The organism is Paenibacillus jamilae (assembly GCF_050482105.1).
GTDB classification, from domain to species: Bacteria; Bacillota; Bacilli; order Paenibacillales; family Paenibacillaceae; genus Paenibacillus; species Paenibacillus jamilae_B.
In genome coordinates this window covers 159,140-181,896 of record NZ_JBCNHI010000003.1, presented here as the reverse complement: position 1 = coordinate 181,896, position 22,757 = coordinate 159,140, and the positions used below count along the sequence as shown (strand labels likewise).

The window sequence follows — 22,757 nt, the reverse complement described above, 5'->3', positions numbered from 1 at the left end:
CTCATATTGTGTGCTGCCGTTAGTATCGTGTCGTTATGGAGTTACTCAGGTAGTTCCGCGTCTCAGTCTGCGGCAGTTAGGCAAGGTTCATCCGGCGGGTTTGGAGGAGGACCAGGCGGAGGTATGGGGGGGCCGGGGCAACGTTCCTCTGACGGTCAGACGACCAACTCCTCTACTGAGAATCCATCGATATCAGGTGACAAAGGCACAACGGCCGGGAATGATGCGTCTGCATCGGGCGGCAGTGGTGTTGCTAGAGACGGACAGCATAGAGGTCCCGGTGGTATGTCCGGTAAAGGATCTGGAATGGGCATGGGAGGTCCTGGCGGTGGTATGGGGGGTGGAAGAAATGGAAATTCTTCATCTGCCTATGCTACTCCGATGGCGATTTTCGCCGCTTTATTCTTCGGCGCATTCGTGTTTATTGCTTACCGTTTTCGGGCTCAAGAATGGAAGCTTGGGGAACGTAACCGGGGGCTGATGCTGTGGACTGTGTTGGGTGCGGGGTTCTTTTTAAGAATGGCGATCGCCCCATGGATCTCGGGTCACATGGACTTAATGCTATTCCGAAACTGGGCTACGACAGCAGCGAATAGCTTGTCAGGCTTTTACACGAATGGTTCCAGTGACTATCCACCGTTCTATATTTATATTTTATATGTGATCGGCAAAATAGGCTCTACGGATGCATTTAGTCCTTATATGTCCGTACTGCTGCGGCTTCCGAATATATTAGCGGATATCGTGACAGCGTACATGCTGTACCGGTTGGCAAGCAAACGGGTCGGCTATGGAGTGAGCCTCGGACTAGCTATATTCTACGTGTTTAATCCGGCTGTATTTATCAATTCGACCTTCTGGGGACAGGTAGATTCATTCTTTACCATGCTGATTGTAGGCATGATTGTGCTGCTGGTGGAGAACCGGATCGGCTGGTCCGCTGTATTGTTTACGATAGCGGTATTGATGAAGCCACAGGGCATTATTTATGGGCCGGTTCTGTTCTTCGAGCTGCTGAGACAGCGCAAAATACAGCCTTGGCTGTTATCCATTGGCGGCGCCGTTGTGACAACTATTTTGGTCATATTGCCATTTTCATGGGGGCAGGAGCCATTATGGCTGCTTGATTTATACAAGGGGACAGTTGGCGAATATCCGTATGCTTCGGTGAACGCGTATAACTTCTTCGCACTCATTGGTGGCAATTATACGCAAGATACTACAACGCTGTTCGTGTTCAGTTACCATACATGGGGTATGATCTGCATTGTGCTGGTGACTCTGTTTACATGGTGGATGTATATCCGCAGTCGGAAGCCACAATTTGCAGCAGCAGCTGCACTGGTACTCATTGCAGGTGTATTTACCTTCGCTTCCAGCATGCATGAACGGTACTTATTCCCTGCGGCGGCGTTAGCTGTACTGGCGTATCTGTATTTGCGAGATCGCAGATTTTTGTGGCTTGCGGGTGGATTCAGTCTTACGATTTTCCTGAACACCTTTGATATTTTCTATAGCTCCAATTCTCAGGATCATTACGGTATTATTTTGTGTGTGACATCATTGCTAAATGTATTGTTGTTTGTATATTTGGTCAAGGTAGTGTGGGATTGCTCCAGACCGGCTACAAATCAGGCTGCGCTTCCCAAGGACATGGTTCTCCCGGAGCTTCCATCGGAGCAATTAACATGGGGAGCGTCATCCCAAGGTGTGAACACAACGATGGAGAAATAGCCGATTGCAAAATGTAATGAACAAAAGAAACCGCTCTTTGGCAAATGGGAAGTGGCCAAGTCGCCACAAGCCATAAGCTCAAAGAAGCGGTTTTTTATTTAATCCATATATTCGTTCAGTTTCTGTACATCGCAGATGGTAATCTCTCGTGTACCCTTGGTATGAATAATCCCCAACTGTTCAAATTTGCCGAATTTGCGACTGATGGTTTCACGTGTGACACCCACATAATTAGCCATTTCCTCGCGTGAGAGGGGGAGATTTATTTTAATATAGGAGCCATCCGGCTTGCCGTATTTATGTCCGAGTTCGAGAATCATGTAGGCAATACGGATTTCCGGGTCTTTGGTAGCCAGGCTTTGAGCCAGGTTTTCAGTATGTGCCAAGCGTTTGGTAATCGTTTTAAGCAGCCTCAAAGAGATATCGGGATTGTTGCGGATCAACTCCTCCATATCATCCTTGGTGAGCATGCAAATATCCGTATCCTTTAGGGCATATGCACTAAAATTACTCAGCTCATCGTTATTAAATATATTCAACTCGCCAAAAAAGTCGCCAGTGGTCAGAATGTGCAGAATTTGTTCTTTGCCCTGAGGTGTCGTCTTCAGCAGCTTGACATGCCCGCTTTTAATAATGTACAGCGTATCCGATGCCTGTTCCTCGACAATCAAGGCCTCGCCTTTCTGATATTTTCGGTGCCGGATCATAGAGCTAACCTTGCACAAATCTTCGCAGGACAAAGAGGAAAAGATAGGCACTTTGCGGGCACAGGGCTCCTGTTCGCACTGGCAGGGGCAGGACATCTCATTCACATTCATTCACTCCATTCCTAACCGGAAACTAAAAAATACTCCGTGCTCTTGTTATTCTGTATCATCAATAGGGGCGAAATGGCTTTGATCCTCACCGCAGACGGGACAAACCCAGTCTTCCGGAAGGTCCTCGAACGCTGTACCTGGCATCACGTCTTCATCAGGGTCACCTACGGCAGGATCATAAACGTATCCACAGGGCTGACATACATATTTTTTCATCTTTAGTTCTCCTTGTCATCCAAAATTTTTGTAAGCTCTGGTGCATCTGGACTGAGTCCTTGGGTAATGGCTGCTTTATATGGAAGTGAGGCGAGGGCATCTCCGAAGCCAATCACGCCACAGATAGAGCCATTTTGTATGAACATACGTGTATAAGAACCTTGATTTCCACAGGTCAGGCTAGTGTCGCATTCCTGTTCGTCTACCAGACCAATGGAAAACAAGGGGCATTCATAGCTGTTGGACAGGGTGGCAGGGATGGGACGTTGGTAAGCTGCAGAGGCGCCCGCCATAGTAGTGCCTGCTATTTTCCCTTGCTCCATAGCACTTTCCCATAATCCATCTACTCTATTGTGGAACTCGGCTACATCACCTGCTGCGTATATATTAGGGAAGCTGGTCTCCATCTGCGCATTCACCTGAATGCCTTGTCCAATTTCAAGGCCGATTTGGCGGGCAAGCTCCGTATTAGGTACAATTCCGATAGAGTACACGACATGCTCGCAGGGAATAGCAGTGCCGTTCTGTAGCTCTAGGCCCTCTACATGCTCTGTGCCTGTAATACGCTTTACGCCTTGTCCAAGGTATACCTGGGTGCCCTGTTCGATAACTCGGCGGGTCAAAATGGCGGATGCCTTTTCATCTAGCTGGCGGGGCATGAGCCGGTGCGAGGCTTCCAGAATGGTGACGGCATATCCGGCTTGCTGGAAGGACCAGGCGGTTTCTACACCCTGAATACCGCCCCCGATGATACATATCCGGTCTCCCTCTCGCAATTCCGCTTTAAGTCTGTCTGCATCTTGCCGGAACCGAACATTGTGAACGTTCCTTAGTGAAGCCCCGTCCAGCACCAGCTTACGGTTATGGGCTCCTGTACACAGCAGCAGCTTGTCATAAGCAACAATTTGACCGTTAACTGTTTCAATGGTGGAGTCCGCTACATGGATCGCAGTGATTTTTATCCCGGAATAAAGATGAATCCGTTGATTGGCAAACCATTTTTCCTTTTTGATCAGGATTTTGTCGCTGTGCAAGTCAGTAAATAGCGCCTTGGAAAGCTTGACTCTGTTATACGGAAGGGAGGATTCTTCCCCGTAAATTGAAATTTCGGCTAGCTCATCATGATCTCTAATTGCTTTTGCCGCGTTGATAGCGGCCACGCCGCCTCCGATTATAACGTAATGTTGGTTATCCATTCGGCATCTCTCCTATTTCTTCTAAGCTTTCTTTGCTCAAATAACACTGAGCAGCAGATCTGAGACAAATTCAGCGGCATTTTTTATTTTTTTCACTTTTTCATCTTCTGTAGGAGAGAAGCGAATGCGTACCGGGAATTCCACATGCGTCATACCCGTTGACTTGATTACATCTGAAGTGCTTTGGACTTTCATATTGGTACCGTTCAAGTAATCTTGTACGACTTCAATGGCTTCACCGCTCCAGCCATAGGAACCAAAGGCAGCAGCCAGCTTACCTTCCAGATTCATCTTTTGCATTTGTTGCAGCAGATCTTCCAATTTGCCTGTCATGTCGGCATATTTGGTAGAGCTACCGACAAAAACAGCGTCCGCTGTGGCAATACTATTTAATATCTCGGTTTCATCTGCCTTATCTACATCCCATAGCTCCACCTTGATTTGATTATCCAAAAAGCAGTCTTTCAGGATGTTTGCCATTTTTTTAGTATTATTTTTTAAGGTGGCATAAACAATCGCTACTTTTCTATCATCCTTGGTTTCAGTGCTCATGGAAGCGTACAAATCAATAAATTTGTCAATGTCATGTCGGATCGCGAAGCCGTGGGAAGGGGCAATCATGTTAATATCCAAATCAGATACAGCTTCAATTAATGTACGCACATATCTGCGGTGTGGATGAATAATAGCCTGGTAGTATCCGATAAAGTCCTCGGTAATATCAAAACCGGCCTCATCGGCAAATAGATGCTCTATAGCTACGTGTGTGCTGAAAATATCGCAAGGGAACAAGATTTTATCTTCCACGCAATACGTAATCATGGTTTCCTCTGTATGAAGGTAAGGCGTTTCCCTGAATAGCAGTGTCTTGCCTCCAATATCCAGTTGATCTCCGTCCTTGATGACGAGGAAGTTCCGATGCTGGAGCTTGTACATCTGCTGAATTTCTGGAACGGCAATCTCAGTGCAGACAATGGTGGCGTTTGCTGCCTTGGAAGCAAGTGCCGCTAACCCGCCGGAGTGATCCGGTTCCGTGTGATTGACGATTATATATTGAATATCCAACGGGTCGATCAATTCCGCTACAGCTTCGGCAAATTCTCTACCGAATGCCATATCTACGGTATCTATAATGGTTGGTTTTCCAGTCTTCAGTAAATATGCATTATAGGTTGTACCCTTAGATAGGGTAAGCCGATGAAAGGGTACCTCACGATTATCGATTTTTCCTACCCAATAAATATCCTTTGCCAGCTTAAATCCTGGTTTCATAGGAACAGCCTCCTGTTGTTTTGGTTTGTCTAACAATTCGATTCTAGTTGGATGTGATAATCAAAAAGATGATTGAAATCAAATTTTTGAATATTTCAAAGTATTTATGACTTAAATTTATGTTTGTGATCGCAATCACAAGACGAGCGTAATAATCAAATACAATAAGACTATATAGGCCCAATCCAATTACAAACAGGAGAGTGAATCTACATGAAAAAATCAAACCTCATTCAATTTCAAGAATATAAAAAAGCTGCATTTACAAAACGAATTGTGCATAAGGAAGCCGACAATGTCATTTTTATTCTCAACTTCACCCCTCATGCTGAACTGCCAACACATAATCATCCAGGGGCGAATGTATATTTGCTCGTTCTTGAAGGCAACGGTACAGTTACTGTGAATGGTGAACAAACGGAAGTTGTCCAAGGGGATATGATCCATATTACTGGAGATGAGCATTTTTCCTATCGAGGTGGTGCGGAGGCGAATTCCAGCCTGCATGTGGTATTAACCAAAACACCAAGTGAAAACTATGCGCAAAATATATAAAGTATAGTAATGACAAGAAGAGAAAACACAATCCAGACATAAAAAAGCCGCTTGGTTTAAATGACCAAGCGGCTTTTTTATTGGAGAGTACATCCCAAAGAGGCAATGGTATTCACGCTTTTCAACAACCTTATGATGAAATCTCGTCTGTACAAATTTCTCTCGAAGTGCCACAATACGTTGCAAAGGCCATTTTTCTCCAGCTGATATATCATGCAAGGCCCACGCCCCGTTCGTCATAGGATTAATTATAATGGCAATTTTCAATTTACGATGCTTTCGCATTACAAATTGCTGGAGTCATGTGGAATATTCAATCCGAATAAATTGGCGTTTCATCGAAAGGAGGAAGCAGGTTATGAAGCTGCATCGAGCCGTTGTTGTGGATGATGAAATATTTACCCGCAAAGGGCTGATTCAACTTGTGGATTGGGAGACCTGTGGCTTTGAAATCGTAGGAGAAGCTGATAACGGTGAGGACGCACTGGAGCTAATCAGCCATATTCATCCCGACTTGATCATTACCGATATTCGTATGCCTGTGCTGGACGGATTAGAACTGATTCGAACTGTACTCGAATGGAGTAGCCAACATCCTGCTTTTATTATCATGAGCGGTTACAGTGATTTTGCTTATGCACAGCAGGCACTCCGCTATGGAGTACATGATTTTATACTCAAGCCAGTTGATGATGAGGACTTTTCGGCTACACTGCGCAAGCTGAGTGAAAGATTGCACCATGAACAACAGAACGCGCAGCGATATCAGAACCACCTTACAGGCGGACTGCTAGAGACGCTGATGATGAACCCGGTGGATGATACAGTGGTGACACAATGGGAGCAGCAGCTGCGACTTGAAGAAGCCACTTATATGTACTATGTGCTTGTCGAACTGAACGACCAGCATCCTTGGCGCTCCGGTGACGATAGTGTTATGCTATCGCTTTTCCAATTCAGGGAGCTTATAGAGCAAGCGCTTCATCGTTTAATGGACGGCAAGTACCCTCTCTATGTCCATGAGCATCGTAACCGGGTTGGTCTGATCGTACCAGACTTTTTTTTAGAGTGTTTTGAAACCAAGGTAGAAGTTTTTATGAAAGCGCTACAACGAGAGATAGAGGGGATGGATTCACTAAGAGAGCGGTCGGGAAGTCGGGTGTTCGTGTATGCGGGAAGTGCTGTGGAGCAGTTGCGGGATATCCAGCAATCCTATGCCAGTGCGAAGGAAGCGGTGCTCCATAAATACATTCATGAACATAGCGGTATTGTCGTCAATCTGCAGGAGGAAATGCCATCCCTCCACAATAGGGCCATTTGTCAGGACGTACTGGATCATTTGACAGAGCAGGTAGAGGAATTCCGACTGGAAGAGCTGCATGCGACCATAAATTGTTTATTTAGTAGCTTTCGGGAAGAACATTATGCTCCTGAGGCTATGAAAATGAGTCTGCATCAATGCGTTCTTAGTATCGTGCGGGTCATTCAAAACATGCAGGGAAATGAGCTTTCGCTTCAATCACTGGAACCGATGATAAATTGGCAGGATATGAATCTGTCGCTCGGTGAACTGCGGCGCTTGTTTACATCCTTTGCCGAAGAAAGTGGAAAATATATTAGGACGCTGCGCAAGGAATGTCAGCAGGGAGGAATCCAACAGATCCGTGCTTACATTGAGCAGCATGCTGCCGAGAACATAAGCCTGAAAAGCATTGCAGCTCTCTTTTACATGAATCCGGTATACCTCGGTCAGTTGTTCAGAAAAACATACGGTGTGTACTTTAATGAATTCCTGCTGAAATTACGCATTCAGGAGGCAAAACGTCTGCTGCGGCAGACGGACCTGCGTGTTTACGAGATTGCGGAGCGCGTAGGCTTTGGCAGTTCAGACTATTTTGTGACTCAATTTGAAAAGATGGCGCACGTCACGCCAAGTGAATACCGCAATAGCTTGAGTGCTGGGCACGAGCCTGAGAGGTCCGGGAAATGAAGAAACTGAGAACAGTCCTGGACCATATACGGCTGCGAGACAAAATGCTGTTGCTTTATTTCCTCTGTGTTTTTACACCTATAGTGCTGACTAACCTGATCTTTTACCATGTAACCTCGCAAAATGTGAAGGAACAGCGTATTCAGGATATTACGCGCGCACTGGAACAAATTAAAATCGAATTTTATCGTGAGTTTGAAGATGCGATGGAAATCTCGTCTATCTTTTATACGGATTATCGACTTAATGAGGTGTTGGAAGAAACATATCCCCACCCTGCTGATTATATTGCTGTTTATGACTCTTATTTACGTCGTATCTTAAACAATACTTACAGCCCTGTGTACCAATCCGTAGGTGGAATTACGATCTATATAGATAATCCAACGTTAATGGATTCCGGGGGAATTAGCCTTATAGATGAGAGGGTCAAGAGCTTCCCCTGGTACAGCAAGATCCCGCCTGGACGCCAGTCCAAGCCTATATTTGTCCGTACCGAGGACAGTGCCGACGAGCAGACGCACCCTTTCAGTCTGATTCGACGAATGAACTATTTTTATTCCCCAAGCGGTCGTGAAAAAATATTGAAGATAGAGCTGCGAATGTCGTCTATTCGGGAAATTTTCAATAATCTTAATTTGCAAGGAAGCCTCTTTTTGCTTAACGAACGGGGGGAAATCGAATATACAAATGACCCCAAGGTTGATATAAACCGTAAGAGCGTGGCCTATAGCACGCTCAAGCAGCCTGAGAACACGATGGAGTTCAAGACTAATTATGTGCTTACGAATAATCTGAATGGCTGGAGCATTGTGGCTGCGGTGCCAAGAGATGAAGTGCTGTATGAAATGCAGGAGCCTCGCGATTTTGTGCTTTTGTTAACCTGCGTGAATATGCTGCTGCCCACCTTGATCATTATCTGGATTACACGTTCGCTGAATGTGCGGCTTCATCGTATTCTGAAATATGTGAAAAAGGTGAAAAACCAGCATTTTGAACTCATTCCGGGTACGGAGTCTCGTGATGAAATCGGACAGCTCACAGAAGAATTTAATCGGATGACGCTGAGAATTAAACGACTGATTAACGATGTCTATATGGCCGATATTCAGCGGAAAAATCTGGAGATTCAGCGCAGACATGCCCAGTTGAATGCACTTCACAGCCAGATCAACCCCCATTTTCTATTCAATGCACTGGAGACGATTCGCATGCGGAGCCTGATGAAAAATGAGGATGAGACAGCCCGCATTATTCATAATATGGCAAGAATTTTCCGAAATTCGCTGGTGTGGAACAAGGATCGGGTTACTTTGCGGGAAGAACTGGAGTTGATTCGTTGTTTTCTGGAAATTCAACAATACCGCTTTGGCGAGCGAATACAGTACGATGTACAGGCGCGCTCTGAAGACTTGGACAAGCTGATTCCCAAAATGGTCGTACTGACGCTGGTTGAAAATGCAAGCATCCACGGCATTGAGCCGCTAAAGCATGGGGGACGCATTGAAATCCTTTTTGAGTGTGAGGAAGGACGTTTGCTGCTAACGGTTCGGGATAATGGGGTTGGCATGTCTGCGGAACAGGTGCAGCGCTTATATGGTTACATGCAAAGGAGGGAAGAGATGGGTGAGCGTATAGGTCTGCAAAATGTCATCTATCGTCTAAAACTTTACTACGGGGACCGCTTTGAGCTCGCCATTCGCAGTGCACCCGGCGAAGGTACGGAGATCCATATAATGATTCCTGCGGATCTAGGGTCATCGTTTCCTAAATAACATCCCCAGATTAGCAGATGAACAGAGATACCGACATTTTATAAAATAAAAGTGCTTACATTTAGATGTACCTGGGAAAATCGTTGCTCAAGGGACATCCGCACGATATTCACACACCATCGACAAAAGAGGCAGAAAGGGGAAGGTCTGGCATGACAAGCAAAAGGTTCGGAATCATCAGTCTGGTAATGGTTATGATGGCATCTATGATCGCTGCTTGCTCAGGAAGCTCGGCTAAGGAGCCTGCGTCGGGAGATAGCAAGGAGAAGGTCACATTCACGTATTTTAATGCCACTGCGGGAAGAGACATTAATACCAATGAAACGCGGATTGGGAAAATACTGGAAGATCAGACCGGCGTGAACTGGAAGCTAGAGCATTTGGTAGGGGATTCGAATACGAAGATCGGCACGTTTATTGCCAGTAATGACTACCCAGACGTGATTGTACCAGATGGCGCGATTAATAAACTGCTGGATGCCGGGGCTTTTATTCCCCTGAATGATTTGATCGATAAATATGGGCCAAATATCAAGCGTGTATACGGATCGTATTACGACCTGATGAAAGCGGAGGATGGGAATATCTATTTACTGCCGTTCAGTGCGGTAGTCGGCGATTATTTGTCTGCTCCTAACATAGAACAGGGAGCTTTTTGGATACAGCGCAGAGTGTTGAGGGAGGCGGGATATCCAAAAATAAAAACTTTAGATGAGTATTTGGCTCTCATTCGGAACTATGCAAAAAAGCATGCAGGCGAGGATTTAACCGGGTACTTGGTGTTAACCACGCAGGATAGGTTTTATGCGCTTACGAATGCGCCGATGCATCTGGCAGGCTATCCGAACGATGGCGGCACGATTATTGATGGGGAAACACACCAAGCGACGGATTATGGAGATAAGGAAATCACAAAGTGGTATCTTCAGGAACTGAATCAGCTTAACGCAGAGGGCCTGTTTGACAAAGCCTCCTTTGTAGACAATTACGATCAATATTTGGCGAAGCTAACCTCGGGTAAGGTGCTGGGCTTTTTCGATTATCGCTGGCAGGCAGGGCAGTCTCTAAATAACCTGCAGGAGGCTTCCAAGCGTTCGGGTAATGATGATCTGGAATATGTAGGGCTGCCTATTGTATACGACCGGAATATAAAGGATCAGTATCTTGATCCGTCGTCATTTGTTAATAACCGAGGCGTCGGAATCACGGTCAGTGCCAAGGACCCAGTACGTATCATCAAATTTTTCAACAATCTGCTGACCGACGAAAACCAGGTATTATCCAACTGGGGGATCAAAGGTGAAACCTATGATGTAGATAAAAAGGGGCGCTTTTATCGGACCAAGGAGCAAATTAAGAAGACGGGTGAGGATGCGTTCCGTGACTCATTTGGGTTCAAATATTTTGAATACAGCTGGCCGCGGTATGGTAACGGTTCTTCCTTGCCCGACGGCAACTCGGCTAGCCCCGGGCGGCAGCCTGAGGTTGCACGGATGTCGTATACCGAAGGTGATAAAAAGCTGCTTAAAGCGAACGGTGTAGAGTCCTTCTCACAGATGTTTTCCGCACCTGACGAGCGTCCATGGTTCCCAGCCTGGAGCATTCAGGTTGCCCAAGGCTCGCCTGCGCAGATTTTCCAGCAAAAGAAAGGAGACCTACAGCGCAAATATTTCCCGCGCTTGGTACTGTCTGCACCGGCACAATTTGATGCCATTTGGAATGAATACACCACCGAGTTTAACAAGCTGGATGTGAAGGCCTTCGAGGAGCTAATCACGAAGGAGGTTGCCAAAAAAGTCAAGATGGTCGGGGATAAATAAAGGAGGAAGCAGCTATGAGCTACACGTCACCGCCACCTGTTACGACCTCCTCGGGCCATTTGCCGCTCTCACGGCGAACCGGCTTTAGGGGATTTATACACAAGCTGAACCAGCAACGTGCACTCGTATGGATGTCCGTCCCTTTTTTAATCTGGCTGCTTATTTTTAAATATTTACCTCTTTGGGGCTGGGCGATTGCCTTCCAGGATTTTAAGCCTGCCCGCAAGCTGCTTGATCAGCAATGGGTTGGATTGAAGCATTTCCGTTTTCTGTTTCAGGATGAACACTTTTTACGGGTGATGCGCAATACGCTGGCGATGAGCTTTATTAATCTGGTGTTGGGGTTTGTCACCGCTATAACACTAGCAATTGCTGCGTCAGATTGTGTCCAAGCGAGTGGTGTAGACGATCAGCTACTTGCCACATTTTATTTCGTGGGTAGTTGCGGCCAGCATTATTAGTACGGTGCTATCAGCAGACGGCGGCATTGTCAATGAGGTGCTGATGTGGCTTGGACTCATTAAGGAACCTATTCTGTGGTTGGGTGAGGGAAGCTACTTTTGGGGGATTCTTGGAGCGTCGGAGGTATGGAAAAATGTCGGCTGGAAAGCCGAGCTTGTAGAATGAAGCTCCAAAACTTGGGCAGGCAAGAGAGTTATCTCAGGTAACACAAAAAAGCAGGCTATTCTTACATGCTCGGACATGTAAGGATAGCCTGCCTTGTTATCGTAAAGAGAAAAGCGGTGTTATTCCAAGTTGGCGTGTTGACCATACATAGATTCAGAGGTCAGCTTGCGAAGCTCCATCGTTCTGAGCACCAACGCATCTCCATACAGCAGCAGGGTTTGCTCAAACAGTGAGCCCATGGGCTGAATGGTCTGGTAATCTTTGTTGGAAGGGTCCTTGGGTGCACCGGGCAGCTTGACGATGATATCGGCCAGTTTGCCGATGGTGGATTCCGGCGAAGTGGTAAGCAGCGCCAGTGAGGCCCCGAGCTTCTTCGCTTTGTCTGCCATGGAGGTTAGGCTTTTGGTTTCACCAGAGCCTGAACCGATAATCAGCAGATCGCCCTCGCCCAAGCCAGGGGTTACGGTTTCCCCAACGACGTAAGCTTGAATTCCCATATGCATCAGCCGCATGGCCAGCGAGCGAATCATGAACCCTGAGCGCCCCGCTCCTGCTACGAATACCTTATTCGCAGCAGCGATGGATTGGATTAGCTGTTCCGATTCGGTATCGCTAATTAGCTGTGGAACCAATTGCAGCTCCTTGATTACCTCGGATAAATAGTGAGAGGTCTCCATTGGGATTAACCTTGGTTGATGAGCTGTTGCATTTGCGAAGCCACAGCTTTTTTGTCATCTTCGCCAGTGATACCGCCGCCTACGATTACCAGATCCGGTTGAGCTTTTACCACTTCAGCCAGAGTACTCAGCTTGATACCGCCAGCTACGGCTGTTTTGGAGTTTTTTACGACTTTTTTGACGGTTTGCAGTGCCTCAAACGGACTTTGCCCTTCTGCTTGCAGATCGTAGCCTGTATGCACACAAATGTAATCAACGCCTAAAGCATCGATTTCTTTTGCACGTTGCTCCAGGTTTTTAACACCGATCATGTCCACCAGGATTTTTTTGCCGCCTTGTTTCTTAGCTTCTTCTACAGCACCTTTGATCGTTGCATCTTCAGCTACAGCCAAAATGGTCACGATATCGGCACCAGCCTCGGAAGCTTTCAGCACTTCATAGCCCCCTGCGTCCATAACTTTCAGGTCAGCCAGCACTTTTAGATTAGGAAATGCTTCTTTCATTGCTTTTACAGCATGAAGTCCTTCATTGATGACAATCGGCGTACCGATTTCTACGATATCAATATACGATTCCACTTCTTTTACCAATGCAATACCTTGTGGGATATCTACCAAGTCTAAAGCCAATTGAAGTTCCATGTTATTAACTTCACTCCTTAAGTGAATTTGTATTTTGGTGAATAGGTACATGCTTTGTTGAGTCTTACTTATACTTTGTTTTCATGCACAGGTTTGATTGTAAGGCTCCGGTATTCGGTTGAAAAGTACGCACTAATTCGTAACGTAGTTACCCTGACGATACTATAGATCATGAAAACCACCCATAAGAGAGCCATTCTTTTGTCTTCTTTAGCATTATTTCAATAATGAAAATCATCTATTCGCAACCCGTAAAATATACACATCCATGTCAGGTTGCAAAAGTATGGAAATACCGATAATTGAATTGACTTCAAGTTAGGTTTTGACTATATTTGTAATATACTGGTATGTAAAAAGGAAAGCTAACAGCATAACTACCCTGAAGAATAGCTACTAGGCTAGGGGTGTCACGTAATTTTCAGGATAGGGAGGCGGGGTTTAGTGGATGAGGTCCTGAACCAAAGGGAAGCTATTTATTTGTTGTCGGACAGCCACGCGCTCGATAAAGCTTGCGAATTGTTTAGAATCAGCTACACGCATAATGATTGGGATGAAGCGAACAAGGTTGCAGAATATTTACATTCATTGGCTGAAAGCCTGTATCACAACCAATTGAGAAATGCTGCGGACGGCAAGTACGAGACATTGGACACCAAACACCCGCTGGTGTTTTATTATGCTTACAGCTATCTGGCGAAATCGATTTATTATCAGAATATGGGCCAGTATGACGAAGCCAGAGATTATATTATGAAATATAGCGAAATGGGCTGGTTTATGGGGCTCGATCAAAACGGTTATGAAGAAGTAGAGAGATTCCGTTTTCTTGCCAAGGCCAATTTATATACGATTGATCTACTTTCGGGGAAGAAGGAGCTTTTACCAGAGTATGTTCAGTTTCTTCATGACAATGACGAGGAGCTACTACCGGGAATGGTTAGCATTGCCGAAGCAGCTAACTTGAATAATTGGGATATTGACGACCTGCTGAATGACTTTGCCGATGATATTGAGATTTTTGAAGGTTATGAAGATAGAGCTAACCGCGTATATTATTTAAAACTGGTCAACCAATTAGCTATTTACCATTTGAAAAAGAAGCAGTACACCGTTGCCTTGAATTATGTCCTTGTTTCGCTGCACTTCTCTGTTGGTGTGGAAGCAGATGCCGATTTCAGGACACTGGTAGCACTGTTTGAGACTTATCGAGATATGGCAACATCGTCACAGCAAGAGCAATATCACACCATTTTATTAAGGGGGCTTCATAATGAAAAAGGCATTAATCTCGATAACTATGGCCTTAGCGTTTCTTAGTGTTGCTCTTCCGCTAGGAAATACATTGGGCGAACTAGACTCCGTGTATCCTTCGAATCATGGTGTTTTTTCTTATACTGCTTGAGTTTGGATTTGGTTGTCAGACCCAGTAGGGATTTAGTAAATAAGGGGAGCGCACTTTTACGCCATTTGCGGATCAGTGAGCTCCCCCTTCTCATGTCAATAAATGATTTTATTTTACAATATAAGAAGTCAGGTTATCAGCCAGATGTTGCATCGTTTCGCTCGCCTTTTGCATACGCTCCATGACCTCGGTGAAGGAGCCTACCAGGGTGGCCTGCTCCTGAGAAGAAGCAACAATTTGCTCTATTTCCTGCTCCATTTGACGAATGGAGTTTTGCACATCCTTCAGGGCCCCCTCAATATCGACCGTCGCCTTTTTGGACTCTACAGATAGCTTGCGCACTTCTTGAGCAACGACACCGAAGCCTGCCCCTGCTTCTCCGACACGTGCAGCTTCAATCGCGGCATTCAATCCAAGCAGATTGGTTTGATCGGAAATTTCCTTGATGAATACAGCGACCTGATTAATTTTACCCGAGTTTTGTACAGCAAATTGGGTGTTCTTTAAAATGTGTTCACTGGTAGCTTGTAGCTCTTCTGAATGTGCTGTTACATGCTGTACCATTTCAATGAGCTGCTCGGTAATGGAGTGGTTCTCGGATACGATTTGGTCCAGTTGATTTCTGTTGGTCAAATTATAGGAGGCGGCAAACGCTGCAATGACTTCCCCGTTATCGTCAAACACAGGAATACTGATCATATCGAGAGGATAGCCCAGCAATTCAGCCGGAATGTGGGTCAAGCTGGCCTCATGTCCATTTTTAAGCATGGCGAAATTTTTGTAGCCCTCCAGCAGCTCGGAGCCTGTCTCAAAGCCGAGATCCATACCCTCCGATTGAGAGTAAGCCAGAACGTGAGTACGGTCAAAGAGAGCAAGAGTTACTTTTTCACGCATAATCTGTTGTATATAGGGAATGGCTGCAATTAATGCATCTATTGTATTCAAGTGTATTGCCTACCTTTCTTTACTAAATATATTTTTTATAGTCTTATATAATGTCGGTCTAAAGACGGATAAAAGTTATAAAGGTATTGAAATTTAAAGGGAAATGAGTATTTCAGAAAAAAAGGCATATCGTTTCGTAATCGAAACGATATGCCTTCCTATTTAATCTGATCATGTCCGTGGTGTGTATAGGTGGTTCACTTGCCGCGCTGCTCGAACAATTGTGCTATCTCCACAATAACCTTGGTTGCAAGCACCATGTTATCCACTGACACATACTCGTACTTCCCGTGATAGTTCTCCCCACCTGTGAAAATATTCGGTGTAGGCAGTCCCATGTAAGACAACTGTGAACCGTCTGTGCCTCCACGAATCGGCTTGATAATGGGCTCAATATTCAGCTTTGTCATTGCTTCATGTGCGATATCGACGATATGTTTGACAGGCTCGATTTTCTCTTTCATGTTGTAATACTGGTCTCTCAGCTCCAGCGTGATACGGTTGTCTCCATAGACAGCCTGAAGTTCTTTTACGATATTCGTCAAATAGGCTTTCCGGTTCTCAAAGCTCTCGCGATCAAAATCGCGGATAATATAGTATAGCTTGGCTTGTTCTGCTGTGCCAGTAGACTCCAACAGATGATAGAAGCCATCGTATCCGTCGGTATATTCCGGTGCTTCATTCGCAGGTAATCTACTATGCAGTTCCATAGCGATTTTGGCAGCATGGATCATTTTGTTTTTAGCCGTACCGGGATGCACATTCACACCGTGAATGGTAATATGAGCAGCTGCAGCGTTAAAGCTCTCATACTCCAGTTCTCCAAGCGGTCCACCGTCTACCGTATAAGCATATTCAGCACCAAAAGCGGCTACATCAAAGCGTTCAGGTCCTCTTCCAATCTCTTCATCCGGTGTAAAAGCAACGCGGATTTTGCCATGCCTAATCTCTGGATGGTCAATCAAATAATGGATCGCTGTCATGATTTCCGCAATGCCGGCTTTATTGTCTGCACCGAGTAGGGTGGTACCATCTGTTGTGATCAGGGTGTGGCCTTTATATTGAGTCAATTCGGGGAACTCGCGTGGAGAAAGGACTACACCAAGCGAGGCATTCAGCGTAATATCGCCCCCATCATAGTTTTCCGTTAACTGTGGCTTTACTCCTGCACCAGTTAGCTCAGTAGCCGTATCGAGGTGGGCCAGAAAACCAATGACAGGAACCTCCTTATCCGTATTGGAGGGAAGGGTCGCCATTACATAACCATGATCGTCGATAGTTACGTCTGTCATACCGATAGCTTTCAGTTCGTCCACCAGGAGGTTGCCCAATGTGAGCTGTCCGGGTGTGGTGGGGCAAGTGTGGCTGCTTTCGTCGGATTGGGTATCTACCTGAACATATGTAGTCAGGCGGTCAATCAGTTCCTGTTTCATGTGCTGATCCTCCTTGTGTCTTTTCCATCATGGTACGTATTTTATCATGATTGGACTTATAATATGAAAAATTGGTTTAACTTTTCAAAATGACAGGCTGTGTAGGAGCAGTACATACAAAGAGATATCAATCTATAAGTCTCTTAAATTGTGTCTTATTACTGAGTCACTTAACGTTACGTTGATAGATTGGAAGCATAGAATACATTATCAAACGCAAGGGAGGTGAAGACGATGGCGATTCTTTTACCTTCGCAATTCTACAATCTTGCTGCTGGTGTGGGTAAGTCCTTTTTTGAAAACCTGAGAGGCGGTAATAATGCTACGATTACCGTGAATAATACAGGTGCTAATCCGGTTGATCTTGTGGTCACCCGTGTCAATGCTCCTGTGATCACTTATACTATTCCGGCGGGCAATAGCCTTACGTTAGAAGTTGCCTTGCTGCTGGTAGCTGCACTCCAAGCTACTCCAGCTGGAGCAGTAACCGGTACCATCCAAATTGCTACCGCTGATTTTTAATTTGTAACGACTTGAACCTCTAACTCTAGCTTTGCCGAAAGGCAAGGTTAGAGTTTTTTTATTGTTTGAAATTTTCTGAAACTTTTTTCAGGTTGTGCCGATATATACATATGGCATTATAAATAACACACATTGAAAAGGAGTACCCTGTATGAGCTTTAGCAATCCGGTTTTACGTGATGACATTTTTTTGCGTGAAGATGAAAGAGAAGCTAGCGAGCAACGTATGAGCATTGGAGGAACGGTGAACAGAACGTTGCTTCTGCTGGTCCTGCTCATCGCCTCTGGCAGTATTACCTGGTATATGGCCTTCCACGGAACCGTAGAGGTGCTATCGTTGCTGACAGCAGGCTTTATTGGGATGGCAGGCATAGCACTTGCTATATCTTTTTTTCCCAAAACGGCTCCATTACTCTCACCTGTATATGCGATTTTGAGTGGCTTTGCTTTGGGTGGCGTTTCCGCTTTTATGGAATATGAGTACCCTGGAATTGTGGTTAATGCTATTTTGCTGACTGTGGGTATCTTGTTCCTGATGCTCTTTATGTATACACAGCGAATCATCAAAGTGACACGTGGTTTTATCTCATTTGTTGTCTTGTGTACGCTTGCGATTTTTCTGGTGACGCTGGTTGATTTTATTTTGAACCTGTTCGGTATGAATGTTCCGTATATGCATGAAACGGGCTGGGTGGGTATCGGCATCAGTTTATTTATTGTTATTATTGCAGCCTTGAATCTACTCGTAGATTTTAATTTCATTGAGGAACAAGCTGATCAAGGTGCACCCAAATATATGGAATGGTATGGGGCCTTTGCATTGCTGGTCACTTTAGTGTGGCTATATGTAAGAATATTGGATCTGTTAGCCAAGTTTAGCGAGAGAGATTAACGTTTAAAATTACTTCTTAGGGTTCAAATAGAACGAGAAGAAAAGGACGGCTGAATGTCGTCCCTTTTTTGTACAAAAGAGGCGGTTTAAAAAACACATTTTACGTTAAATACATAGAAGTTGGGTAAAACATAGAGGATAGACAGGTAAGGAGGGAAGTATATGTATCAAGTGGTGCTGGTCAGACATGGAGAAAGCGTGTATAACCAACAAAACCTGTTCACAGGCTGGACGGATGTCGATCTGACCGAAAAGGGAACCCATGAGGCCATCGAGGCAGGACGTATCCTCAAGGAGGCTGGGTATACATTTGATTTGGCATTTGCTTCTGTGCTAAAACGTTCTATCCGCACGTTGTATCACATCCTGGATGAGCTGGATCATCTGTGGATACCCGTGCAGAAGTCATGGAAGCTGAATGAACGCCATTATGGTGCTCTTCAAGGGCTTAGCAAGCTGGATTCAGCCGTCCAATACGGAGAGGAACAGGTTCATATATGGCGACGTAGCCTGACGGTGCGGCCTCCTATGTTGGATGCACAGGATGAACGGAGTCCACGCCGGGAAGAGCGTTATCGCCATATTAAGCCGGAGGAGCTGCCGCTCGGGGAGAGTCTGGAAGACACTGTGCATCGGGTCGGTGAGTTCTGGAAGCAACGGATTGTACCGTTGATTCTAAAAAAGGACCGGGTTATCATTTCCGCACACGGTAATACTTTACGGGCCTTGATCAAGTACATGGAGAATCTGGACGAAACCGCATTGCTGGATTTGAACATTCCGACAGGCATCCCACTGGTGTATGAGCTGGATGAGCATATCGATCCTATCCGGCGCTTCTATCTTGGTGATCCGAGTCATATAGAGGCCAAGAAACAGGCTGTGGCCAACCAAAGCAAGGTGACGGAATAAATGAATTTCGATAACACAAAGAGGACAGGGCGCTTTTTTTGCCTCCTGTCCTCTTTGTGTTATATACATTAAGCGTTCGCAGTATCCTCTTTTTCCAGGCTGTCTTCCTCGGCAGGTAGTGCCCATACCGATACACTGCCGGCACGAACAGGAAATATGCCGTAACCATCCTGTTCGATCTTTACGGTATGATCGTGATGACCGGTCAAATCAATCCATTTTTCCCCTGCGCGTTGTTTACCCACGAACATGCTCTTTTTCCCGTCATTTGCATTAGTGATCACCACAGCACAGCCAGAGCCGTGCAATTCGGGAACGCCCTGACGAACCCACCCAATCGTATGTGGATCATCAAAATAATCTTTCTGCTCACCATAAGCTTTGTGGTACCGGGCATACAGGAGCGGGTCTAGCTCAGCCTGCTTGCCTTTCACAGGCGTTTGTCCTCGGATACCGTAGTAATCCCCGTAGAATACGCAAGGATAACCATCTTTGCGCAATAGAATGAGTGCATAGGCACTGGGCTTGAACCAGTCCTCCACCCAAGATTCGAGCGCTTCATGCGGCTGGGAATCATGATTATCGACAAAGGTAACCGAGTTCAGCGGATGGGTATGAACCAGCGTATCCTCAAAAATGGTGCTTAAATCGAAATCCTTGCCACCTAAGGAAGCGCTATGTAGTTTGTAGTGGAGGGATACGTCAAACAGGTCGATTTTATAATCAATAGTATCCAGAAACTTTTGACACGATTCCAGATCCGGTTTCCAAAACTCACCTACCATATAAAAATCCTGCCCACGTTTTTTAATCATTTCTGTAGCAAATTCTCGTACAAATTCATGATTAATATGCTTGATCGCATCGAGACGGAATCCGTTGCATTGTAGAGTATCCACTAGCCATTTGCCCCAGCGAATCATTTCCTTGCGCACATCCTGATGATTATAGTCGATATTGGCGAACATTAAATAATCATAATTGCCGAATTCATCATCTACATTATCGCTCCAGCTTTTATTTTTACCTAAAATACGATAAATTCCTGTCCGGTCCTGACTTGCATCGTAATCCGTTCCGTTAAAATGTTCGAAATTCCATTGAAATGTGGAATACTGACCTTGCCGGCCGGGAAATGTAAATTTAGTCCAGCCTTCGATATCAAAGGGTTCGGAAATGACCTCGTTACGGTTATCCGGATTGACCTCGACAACCTTGAATACTTCGGTTTCATCCGCACCAGCCTTATGATTCATGACCAGATCGACATAGACGGCTACGCCGTGACGAACACAGGCTGCGACAGCCTCCAGCAGGTCTTCCCTGGTTCCGTATTTGGTGCGTACTGCACCTTTTTGGTCAAATTCGCCCAGATCGTAAAGGTCATAGACGCCGTAACCCGTATCCTCGGGCGATTGGCCTTTGGTGACAGGTGGAATCCATATCGCGTCAATTCCTTTGGCCTTCAGTTCCGGTGCCAGGCGGGCAAGCTTCTTCCAGTGAGAACCGTCAGCTTCGACATTCCACTCGAAAAATTGCATCATCGTATGGTTCCTTTTCATGTGCGTCCCTCCTTCATATATAACAAGTTACCCACCAAGTGAGGGGGGCTAAACGTCTGATGGTCAATATGATGTGAATGAAGAACTTCGATCGCTGTATAACGTATGCTAAATCATTAAAATTTGTTATACCTGGAGTGATCCCACCGCCCCGATGGCTAGAAAAGGAAACGTGAAAACGGTAAAATGAATCTAACTTAGCAAGGGTTCGGATTGCGGACAAACCGTGAAGCCCAAACAAGAGAAGGAAGGAGGAATGGACGTGACCCATCCGCAGCAGAATAAGGATGAAGCCAAAGAACCGCTGATGAAAAAATGTACGTATTGTCAGGAGATAAAACCATTAACTGACTTTCAGCGCAGAACCGGTCGCCGGGCGGGTCCATATTCCCGGCGTGGTCCTTGCCGTTCCTGTCGGGGGTTAGCGCCGCAAGAGCGGGCGGTTACGTTCGCTCCTTCCTATGAAGAAACGAAACCCTTGGCTGCTCCTGTAGAGCGGTATAGTTCCGAAGCAGATACGGCTATACACGCGTCCGCGCAGCCTGCCAATGATCCTCAACGCCCCCGCAGAAAGCCCGTCACGGACAAAGCGCGTGAGCGCCATCGGCAACGGGTTCGTCATTTGCTCAGTAGGCTGAAGCCTGCGGATACCCGTGCGTTGCGGCTTAATCGCAACGGCATGATACGGCTAAGAGGCAAAACCGACCAAGGAAGACGCTGGCATCAGGAGATTGAGCTTGACTTGGCGATGATTCTGGTCAGAGAGCGTATGGCGGTGATTGTAAATCCGTACACGGTCCGCAGACTTTATAGCAATAAGGAATTCCGCCAATATGTGCTTAAACGTGATCGTTATACCTGCTTTTTTTGCGGTGGCTATGGCGACACCATTGATCATTTACTTCCTCGGGCTAAAGGTGGACACACCACGCCAGTAAATTGTGTATGCGCCTGCAACGAGTGCAATCAAGTTAAAGCTGCCCGTGATGTAGAGGAATTCATCGAGTCTGGCGTGCCGCTGCCGATTCCTGATGATTTTGAGCCTCCAAGTGCTCCAAATGCTCCCGATGCTTCTGAGGACACCTTACGAACCTAGACCGATTCCTGAGGAATCGGCTACAGTCCGTTAGTAAAGTTCTACATCAAAGCCGGATTCCTTCCAGGCTGTTGTTCCGCCTTCAATAAAGGCCACATTGGTAAAGCCCATCTGCTGGAGTATATAAGCTGCCAAAGCGGCTTGTCCGCCTGCTCCGCAAGTAGTGATCATCGGGCGGTTGCGGTCCCGTAGGCGTTCGTCACGCAAATTCTGTGGAACGTCCAGGTCAGCGCGGATGGGGAGCATGCCCAGTGAAATATTGGCGCTTCCGCGAATCAGGCCGCAAGCACCTGCATCATGAGAGTCTTGTACGTCGATAACGAATGTATCTGGATTCGATTCAATTCGCCGACGTGCCTCCTGTGAATCAATGCCCTGAACGTGCTGTCTCGCTTCTTGAACCATATCTGCAAATGTTTTAGCCATCGATTAAAACCTCCGTAGGAATATATTTTGTATTGGTTTTCATATTAATGAACAGAAACTCACTCTCCTTATTACCCATCTCTAGTATAAAATGCCCCTTTTTTTAAGGTAAACTTGGACAAAAACCGTGCTTATTCTAATTTTTATCTAAAATAACAATAAAAAATTTGCAGAAATTTGTGCAAATTTAAAATTTCTTCGACGATTGGGTTGTGAAAGGTGTAATATAGAGGTATAGGGTTC

20 protein-coding genes and 1 pseudogene are annotated in these 22,757 nt (G+C 45.7%); 11 read left to right on the top strand and 10 right to left on the bottom strand.

The window, feature by feature from the left end; genetic code table 11:
• Positions 1-123 precede the first annotated feature (123 nt).
• A complete protein-coding gene (locus ABEW32_RS02085; RefSeq protein WP_430184666.1) occupies positions 124-1,734 on the top strand; it encodes a glycosyltransferase 87 family protein in 1,611 nt (536 codons plus the stop codon).
• Positions 1,735-1,832: 98 nt separating this feature from the next.
• Here the strand turns inward: ABEW32_RS02085 and ABEW32_RS02080 are convergent, their stop codons facing one another.
• From ABEW32_RS02080 to ABEW32_RS02065, 4 genes are read right to left on the bottom strand one after another with little or no spacing between them, the layout of a single operon-like run.
• Complete coding sequence (locus ABEW32_RS02080; RefSeq protein ID WP_430184664.1) at positions 1,833-2,537, bottom strand: Crp/Fnr family transcriptional regulator; 705 nt, start codon at positions 2,535-2,537, stop codon at positions 1,833-1,835.
• A gap of 60 nt (positions 2,538-2,597) precedes the next feature.
• A complete protein-coding gene (rd, locus tag ABEW32_RS02075; RefSeq protein WP_430184250.1) occupies positions 2,598-2,768 on the bottom strand; it encodes a rubredoxin in 171 nt (56 codons plus the stop codon).
• 2 nt (positions 2,769-2,770) lie between these two features.
• Complete coding sequence (locus ABEW32_RS02070) at positions 2,771-3,964, bottom strand: NAD(P)/FAD-dependent oxidoreductase (protein ID WP_430184248.1); 1,194 nt, start codon at positions 3,962-3,964, stop codon at positions 2,771-2,773.
• Positions 3,965-4,000: 36 nt separating this feature from the next.
• A complete protein-coding gene (locus tag ABEW32_RS02065; protein WP_430184246.1) occupies positions 4,001-5,236 on the bottom strand; it encodes an FprA family A-type flavoprotein in 1,236 nt (411 codons plus the stop codon).
• Positions 5,237-5,449: 213 nt separating this feature from the next.
• Between ABEW32_RS02065 and ABEW32_RS02060 the strand changes: the two genes are divergently transcribed.
• The 5 genes and pseudogenes from ABEW32_RS02060 to ABEW32_RS02040 all read left to right on the top strand — a co-directional run.
• On the top strand, positions 5,450-5,791 hold the full coding sequence (locus tag ABEW32_RS02060; protein ID WP_430184244.1) for a cupin domain-containing protein: 342 nt from the start codon (positions 5,450-5,452) through the stop codon (positions 5,789-5,791).
• Between the two features lie 358 nt (positions 5,792-6,149).
• Positions 6,150-7,781, top strand: a complete 1,632-nt coding sequence (locus ABEW32_RS02055) for a response regulator transcription factor (protein ID WP_430184242.1) — start codon at positions 6,150-6,152, stop codon at positions 7,779-7,781.
• Positions 7,778-9,556 carry a sensor histidine kinase gene (locus tag ABEW32_RS02050; protein ID WP_430184240.1) on the top strand — a complete coding sequence of 593 codons (1,779 nt, stop codon included), beginning with the start codon at positions 7,778-7,780 and terminating at the stop codon, positions 9,554-9,556. Before ABEW32_RS02055 ends, ABEW32_RS02050 begins: the two co-directional genes overlap by 4 nt.
• Positions 9,557-9,708: 152 nt before the next feature.
• A complete protein-coding gene (locus tag ABEW32_RS02045; protein ID WP_430184238.1) occupies positions 9,709-11,376 on the top strand; it encodes an ABC transporter substrate-binding protein in 1,668 nt (555 codons plus the stop codon).
• A gap of 14 nt (positions 11,377-11,390) precedes the next feature.
• Positions 11,391-11,982 (top strand): annotated as a pseudogene (locus tag ABEW32_RS02040) (sugar ABC transporter permease); the annotation flags it as partial.
• A gap of 140 nt (positions 11,983-12,122) precedes the next feature.
• On the opposite strand, the gene hxlB reads toward ABEW32_RS02040, so the two are convergent.
• Both hxlB and hxlA read right to left on the bottom strand, forming a co-directional pair.
• Positions 12,123-12,680, bottom strand: a complete 558-nt coding sequence (hxlB, locus tag ABEW32_RS02035) for a 6-phospho-3-hexuloisomerase (protein ID WP_430184236.1) — start codon at positions 12,678-12,680, stop codon at positions 12,123-12,125.
• 5 nt (positions 12,681-12,685) lie between these two features.
• A complete protein-coding gene (gene hxlA / locus ABEW32_RS02030) occupies positions 12,686-13,321 on the bottom strand; it encodes a 3-hexulose-6-phosphate synthase (RefSeq protein ID WP_430184234.1) in 636 nt (211 codons plus the stop codon).
• A gap of 444 nt (positions 13,322-13,765) precedes the next feature.
• Between hxlA and ABEW32_RS02025 the strand changes: the two genes are divergently transcribed.
• Positions 13,766-14,641: a DNA-binding protein gene (locus tag ABEW32_RS02025; protein WP_430184232.1), complete on the top strand. Its 876-nt coding sequence runs from the start codon at positions 13,766-13,768 to the stop codon at positions 14,639-14,641.
• 193 nt (positions 14,642-14,834) lie between these two features.
• On the opposite strand, the gene ABEW32_RS02020 is transcribed toward ABEW32_RS02025, so the two are convergent.
• Both ABEW32_RS02020 and pepT read right to left on the bottom strand, forming a co-directional pair.
• Positions 14,835-15,290, bottom strand: coding sequence for a methyl-accepting chemotaxis protein (locus tag ABEW32_RS02020; protein ID WP_255305578.1), 456 nt, complete (start codon positions 15,288-15,290; stop codon positions 14,835-14,837).
• Positions 15,291-15,868: 578 nt separating this feature from the next.
• On the bottom strand, positions 15,869-17,104 hold the full coding sequence (gene pepT / locus ABEW32_RS02015; RefSeq protein WP_430184230.1) for a peptidase T: 1,236 nt from the start codon (positions 17,102-17,104) through the stop codon (positions 15,869-15,871).
• A gap of 234 nt (positions 17,105-17,338) precedes the next feature.
• Between pepT and ABEW32_RS02010 the strand changes: the two genes are divergently transcribed.
• The 3 genes from ABEW32_RS02010 (at position 17,339) to gpmA (ending at position 19,430) form a co-directional block, all read left to right on the top strand.
• Complete coding sequence (locus tag ABEW32_RS02010; RefSeq protein ID WP_430184228.1) at positions 17,339-17,626, top strand: hypothetical protein; 288 nt, start codon at positions 17,339-17,341, stop codon at positions 17,624-17,626.
• Positions 17,627-17,777: 151 nt separating this feature from the next.
• On the top strand, positions 17,778-18,518 hold the full coding sequence (locus ABEW32_RS02005; RefSeq protein WP_430184226.1) for a Bax inhibitor-1/YccA family protein: 741 nt from the start codon (positions 17,778-17,780) through the stop codon (positions 18,516-18,518).
• A gap of 162 nt (positions 18,519-18,680) precedes the next feature.
• Positions 18,681-19,430: a 2,3-diphosphoglycerate-dependent phosphoglycerate mutase gene (gene gpmA, locus ABEW32_RS02000; protein ID WP_430184224.1), complete on the top strand. Its 750-nt coding sequence runs from the start codon at positions 18,681-18,683 to the stop codon at positions 19,428-19,430.
• 68 nt (positions 19,431-19,498) lie between these two features.
• Here the strand turns inward: gpmA and ABEW32_RS01995 are convergent, their stop codons facing one another.
• Positions 19,499-20,992 (bottom strand): alpha-amylase, encoded by a 1,494-nt coding sequence (locus ABEW32_RS01995; RefSeq protein WP_430184222.1) that lies wholly within the window; start codon positions 20,990-20,992, stop codon positions 19,499-19,501.
• A gap of 262 nt (positions 20,993-21,254) precedes the next feature.
• Between ABEW32_RS01995 and ABEW32_RS01990 the strand changes: the two genes are divergently transcribed.
• The gene (locus ABEW32_RS01990; RefSeq protein ID WP_430184662.1) at positions 21,255-22,088 is read left to right on the top strand and encodes an HNH endonuclease; all 834 of its coding nucleotides are present in this window, start codon (positions 21,255-21,257) and stop codon (positions 22,086-22,088) included.
• A gap of 30 nt (positions 22,089-22,118) precedes the next feature.
• Here ABEW32_RS01990 and ABEW32_RS01985 read toward each other — a convergent pair whose 3' ends face one another.
• Positions 22,119-22,514 (bottom strand): rhodanese-like domain-containing protein, encoded by a 396-nt coding sequence (locus ABEW32_RS01985; RefSeq protein ID WP_430184220.1) that lies wholly within the window; start codon positions 22,512-22,514, stop codon positions 22,119-22,121.
• Positions 22,515-22,757 lie beyond the last annotated feature (243 nt).

Bases quoted from the DNA above. Each gene is read 5' to 3' on its own strand.
- ABEW32_RS02085 (WP_430184666.1), top strand. From the start codon at position 124: ATGGGGGGGCCGGGGCAACGTTCCTCTGACGGTCAGACGACCAACTCC.
- ABEW32_RS02080 (WP_430184664.1), bottom strand. From the start codon at position 2,537: ATGTCCTGCCCCTGCCAGTGCGAACAGGAGCCCTGTGCCCGCAAAGTG.
- rd (WP_430184250.1), bottom strand. From the start codon at position 2,768: ATGAAAAAATATGTATGTCAGCCCTGTGGATACGTTTATGATCCTGCC.
- ABEW32_RS02070 (WP_430184248.1), bottom strand. From the start codon at position 3,964: ATGGATAACCAACATTACGTTATAATCGGAGGCGGCGTGGCCGCTATC.
- ABEW32_RS02065 (WP_430184246.1), bottom strand. From the start codon at position 5,236: ATGAAACCAGGATTTAAGCTGGCAAAGGATATTTATTGGGTAGGAAAA.
- ABEW32_RS02060 (WP_430184244.1), top strand. From the start codon at position 5,450: ATGAAAAAATCAAACCTCATTCAATTTCAAGAATATAAAAAAGCTGCA.
- ABEW32_RS02055 (WP_430184242.1), top strand. From the start codon at position 6,150: ATGAAGCTGCATCGAGCCGTTGTTGTGGATGATGAAATATTTACCCGC.
- ABEW32_RS02050 (WP_430184240.1), top strand. From the start codon at position 7,778: ATGAAGAAACTGAGAACAGTCCTGGACCATATACGGCTGCGAGACAAA.
- ABEW32_RS02045 (WP_430184238.1), top strand. From the start codon at position 9,709: ATGACAAGCAAAAGGTTCGGAATCATCAGTCTGGTAATGGTTATGATG.
- hxlB (WP_430184236.1), bottom strand. From the start codon at position 12,680: ATGGAGACCTCTCACTATTTATCCGAGGTAATCAAGGAGCTGCAATTG.
- hxlA (WP_430184234.1), bottom strand. From the start codon at position 13,321: ATGGAACTTCAATTGGCTTTAGACTTGGTAGATATCCCACAAGGTATT.
- ABEW32_RS02020 (WP_255305578.1), bottom strand. From the start codon at position 15,290: ATGGTACAGCATGTAACAGCACATTCAGAAGAGCTACAAGCTACCAGT.
- pepT (WP_430184230.1), bottom strand. From the start codon at position 17,104: ATGAAACAGGAACTGATTGACCGCCTGACTACATATGTTCAGGTAGAT.
- ABEW32_RS02010 (WP_430184228.1), top strand. From the start codon at position 17,339: ATGGCGATTCTTTTACCTTCGCAATTCTACAATCTTGCTGCTGGTGTG.
- ABEW32_RS02005 (WP_430184226.1), top strand. From the start codon at position 17,778: ATGAGCTTTAGCAATCCGGTTTTACGTGATGACATTTTTTTGCGTGAA.
- gpmA (WP_430184224.1), top strand. From the start codon at position 18,681: ATGTATCAAGTGGTGCTGGTCAGACATGGAGAAAGCGTGTATAACCAA.
- ABEW32_RS01995 (WP_430184222.1), bottom strand. From the start codon at position 20,992: ATGAAAAGGAACCATACGATGATGCAATTTTTCGAGTGGAATGTCGAA.
- ABEW32_RS01985 (WP_430184220.1), bottom strand. From the start codon at position 22,514: ATGGCTAAAACATTTGCAGATATGGTTCAAGAAGCGAGACAGCACGTT.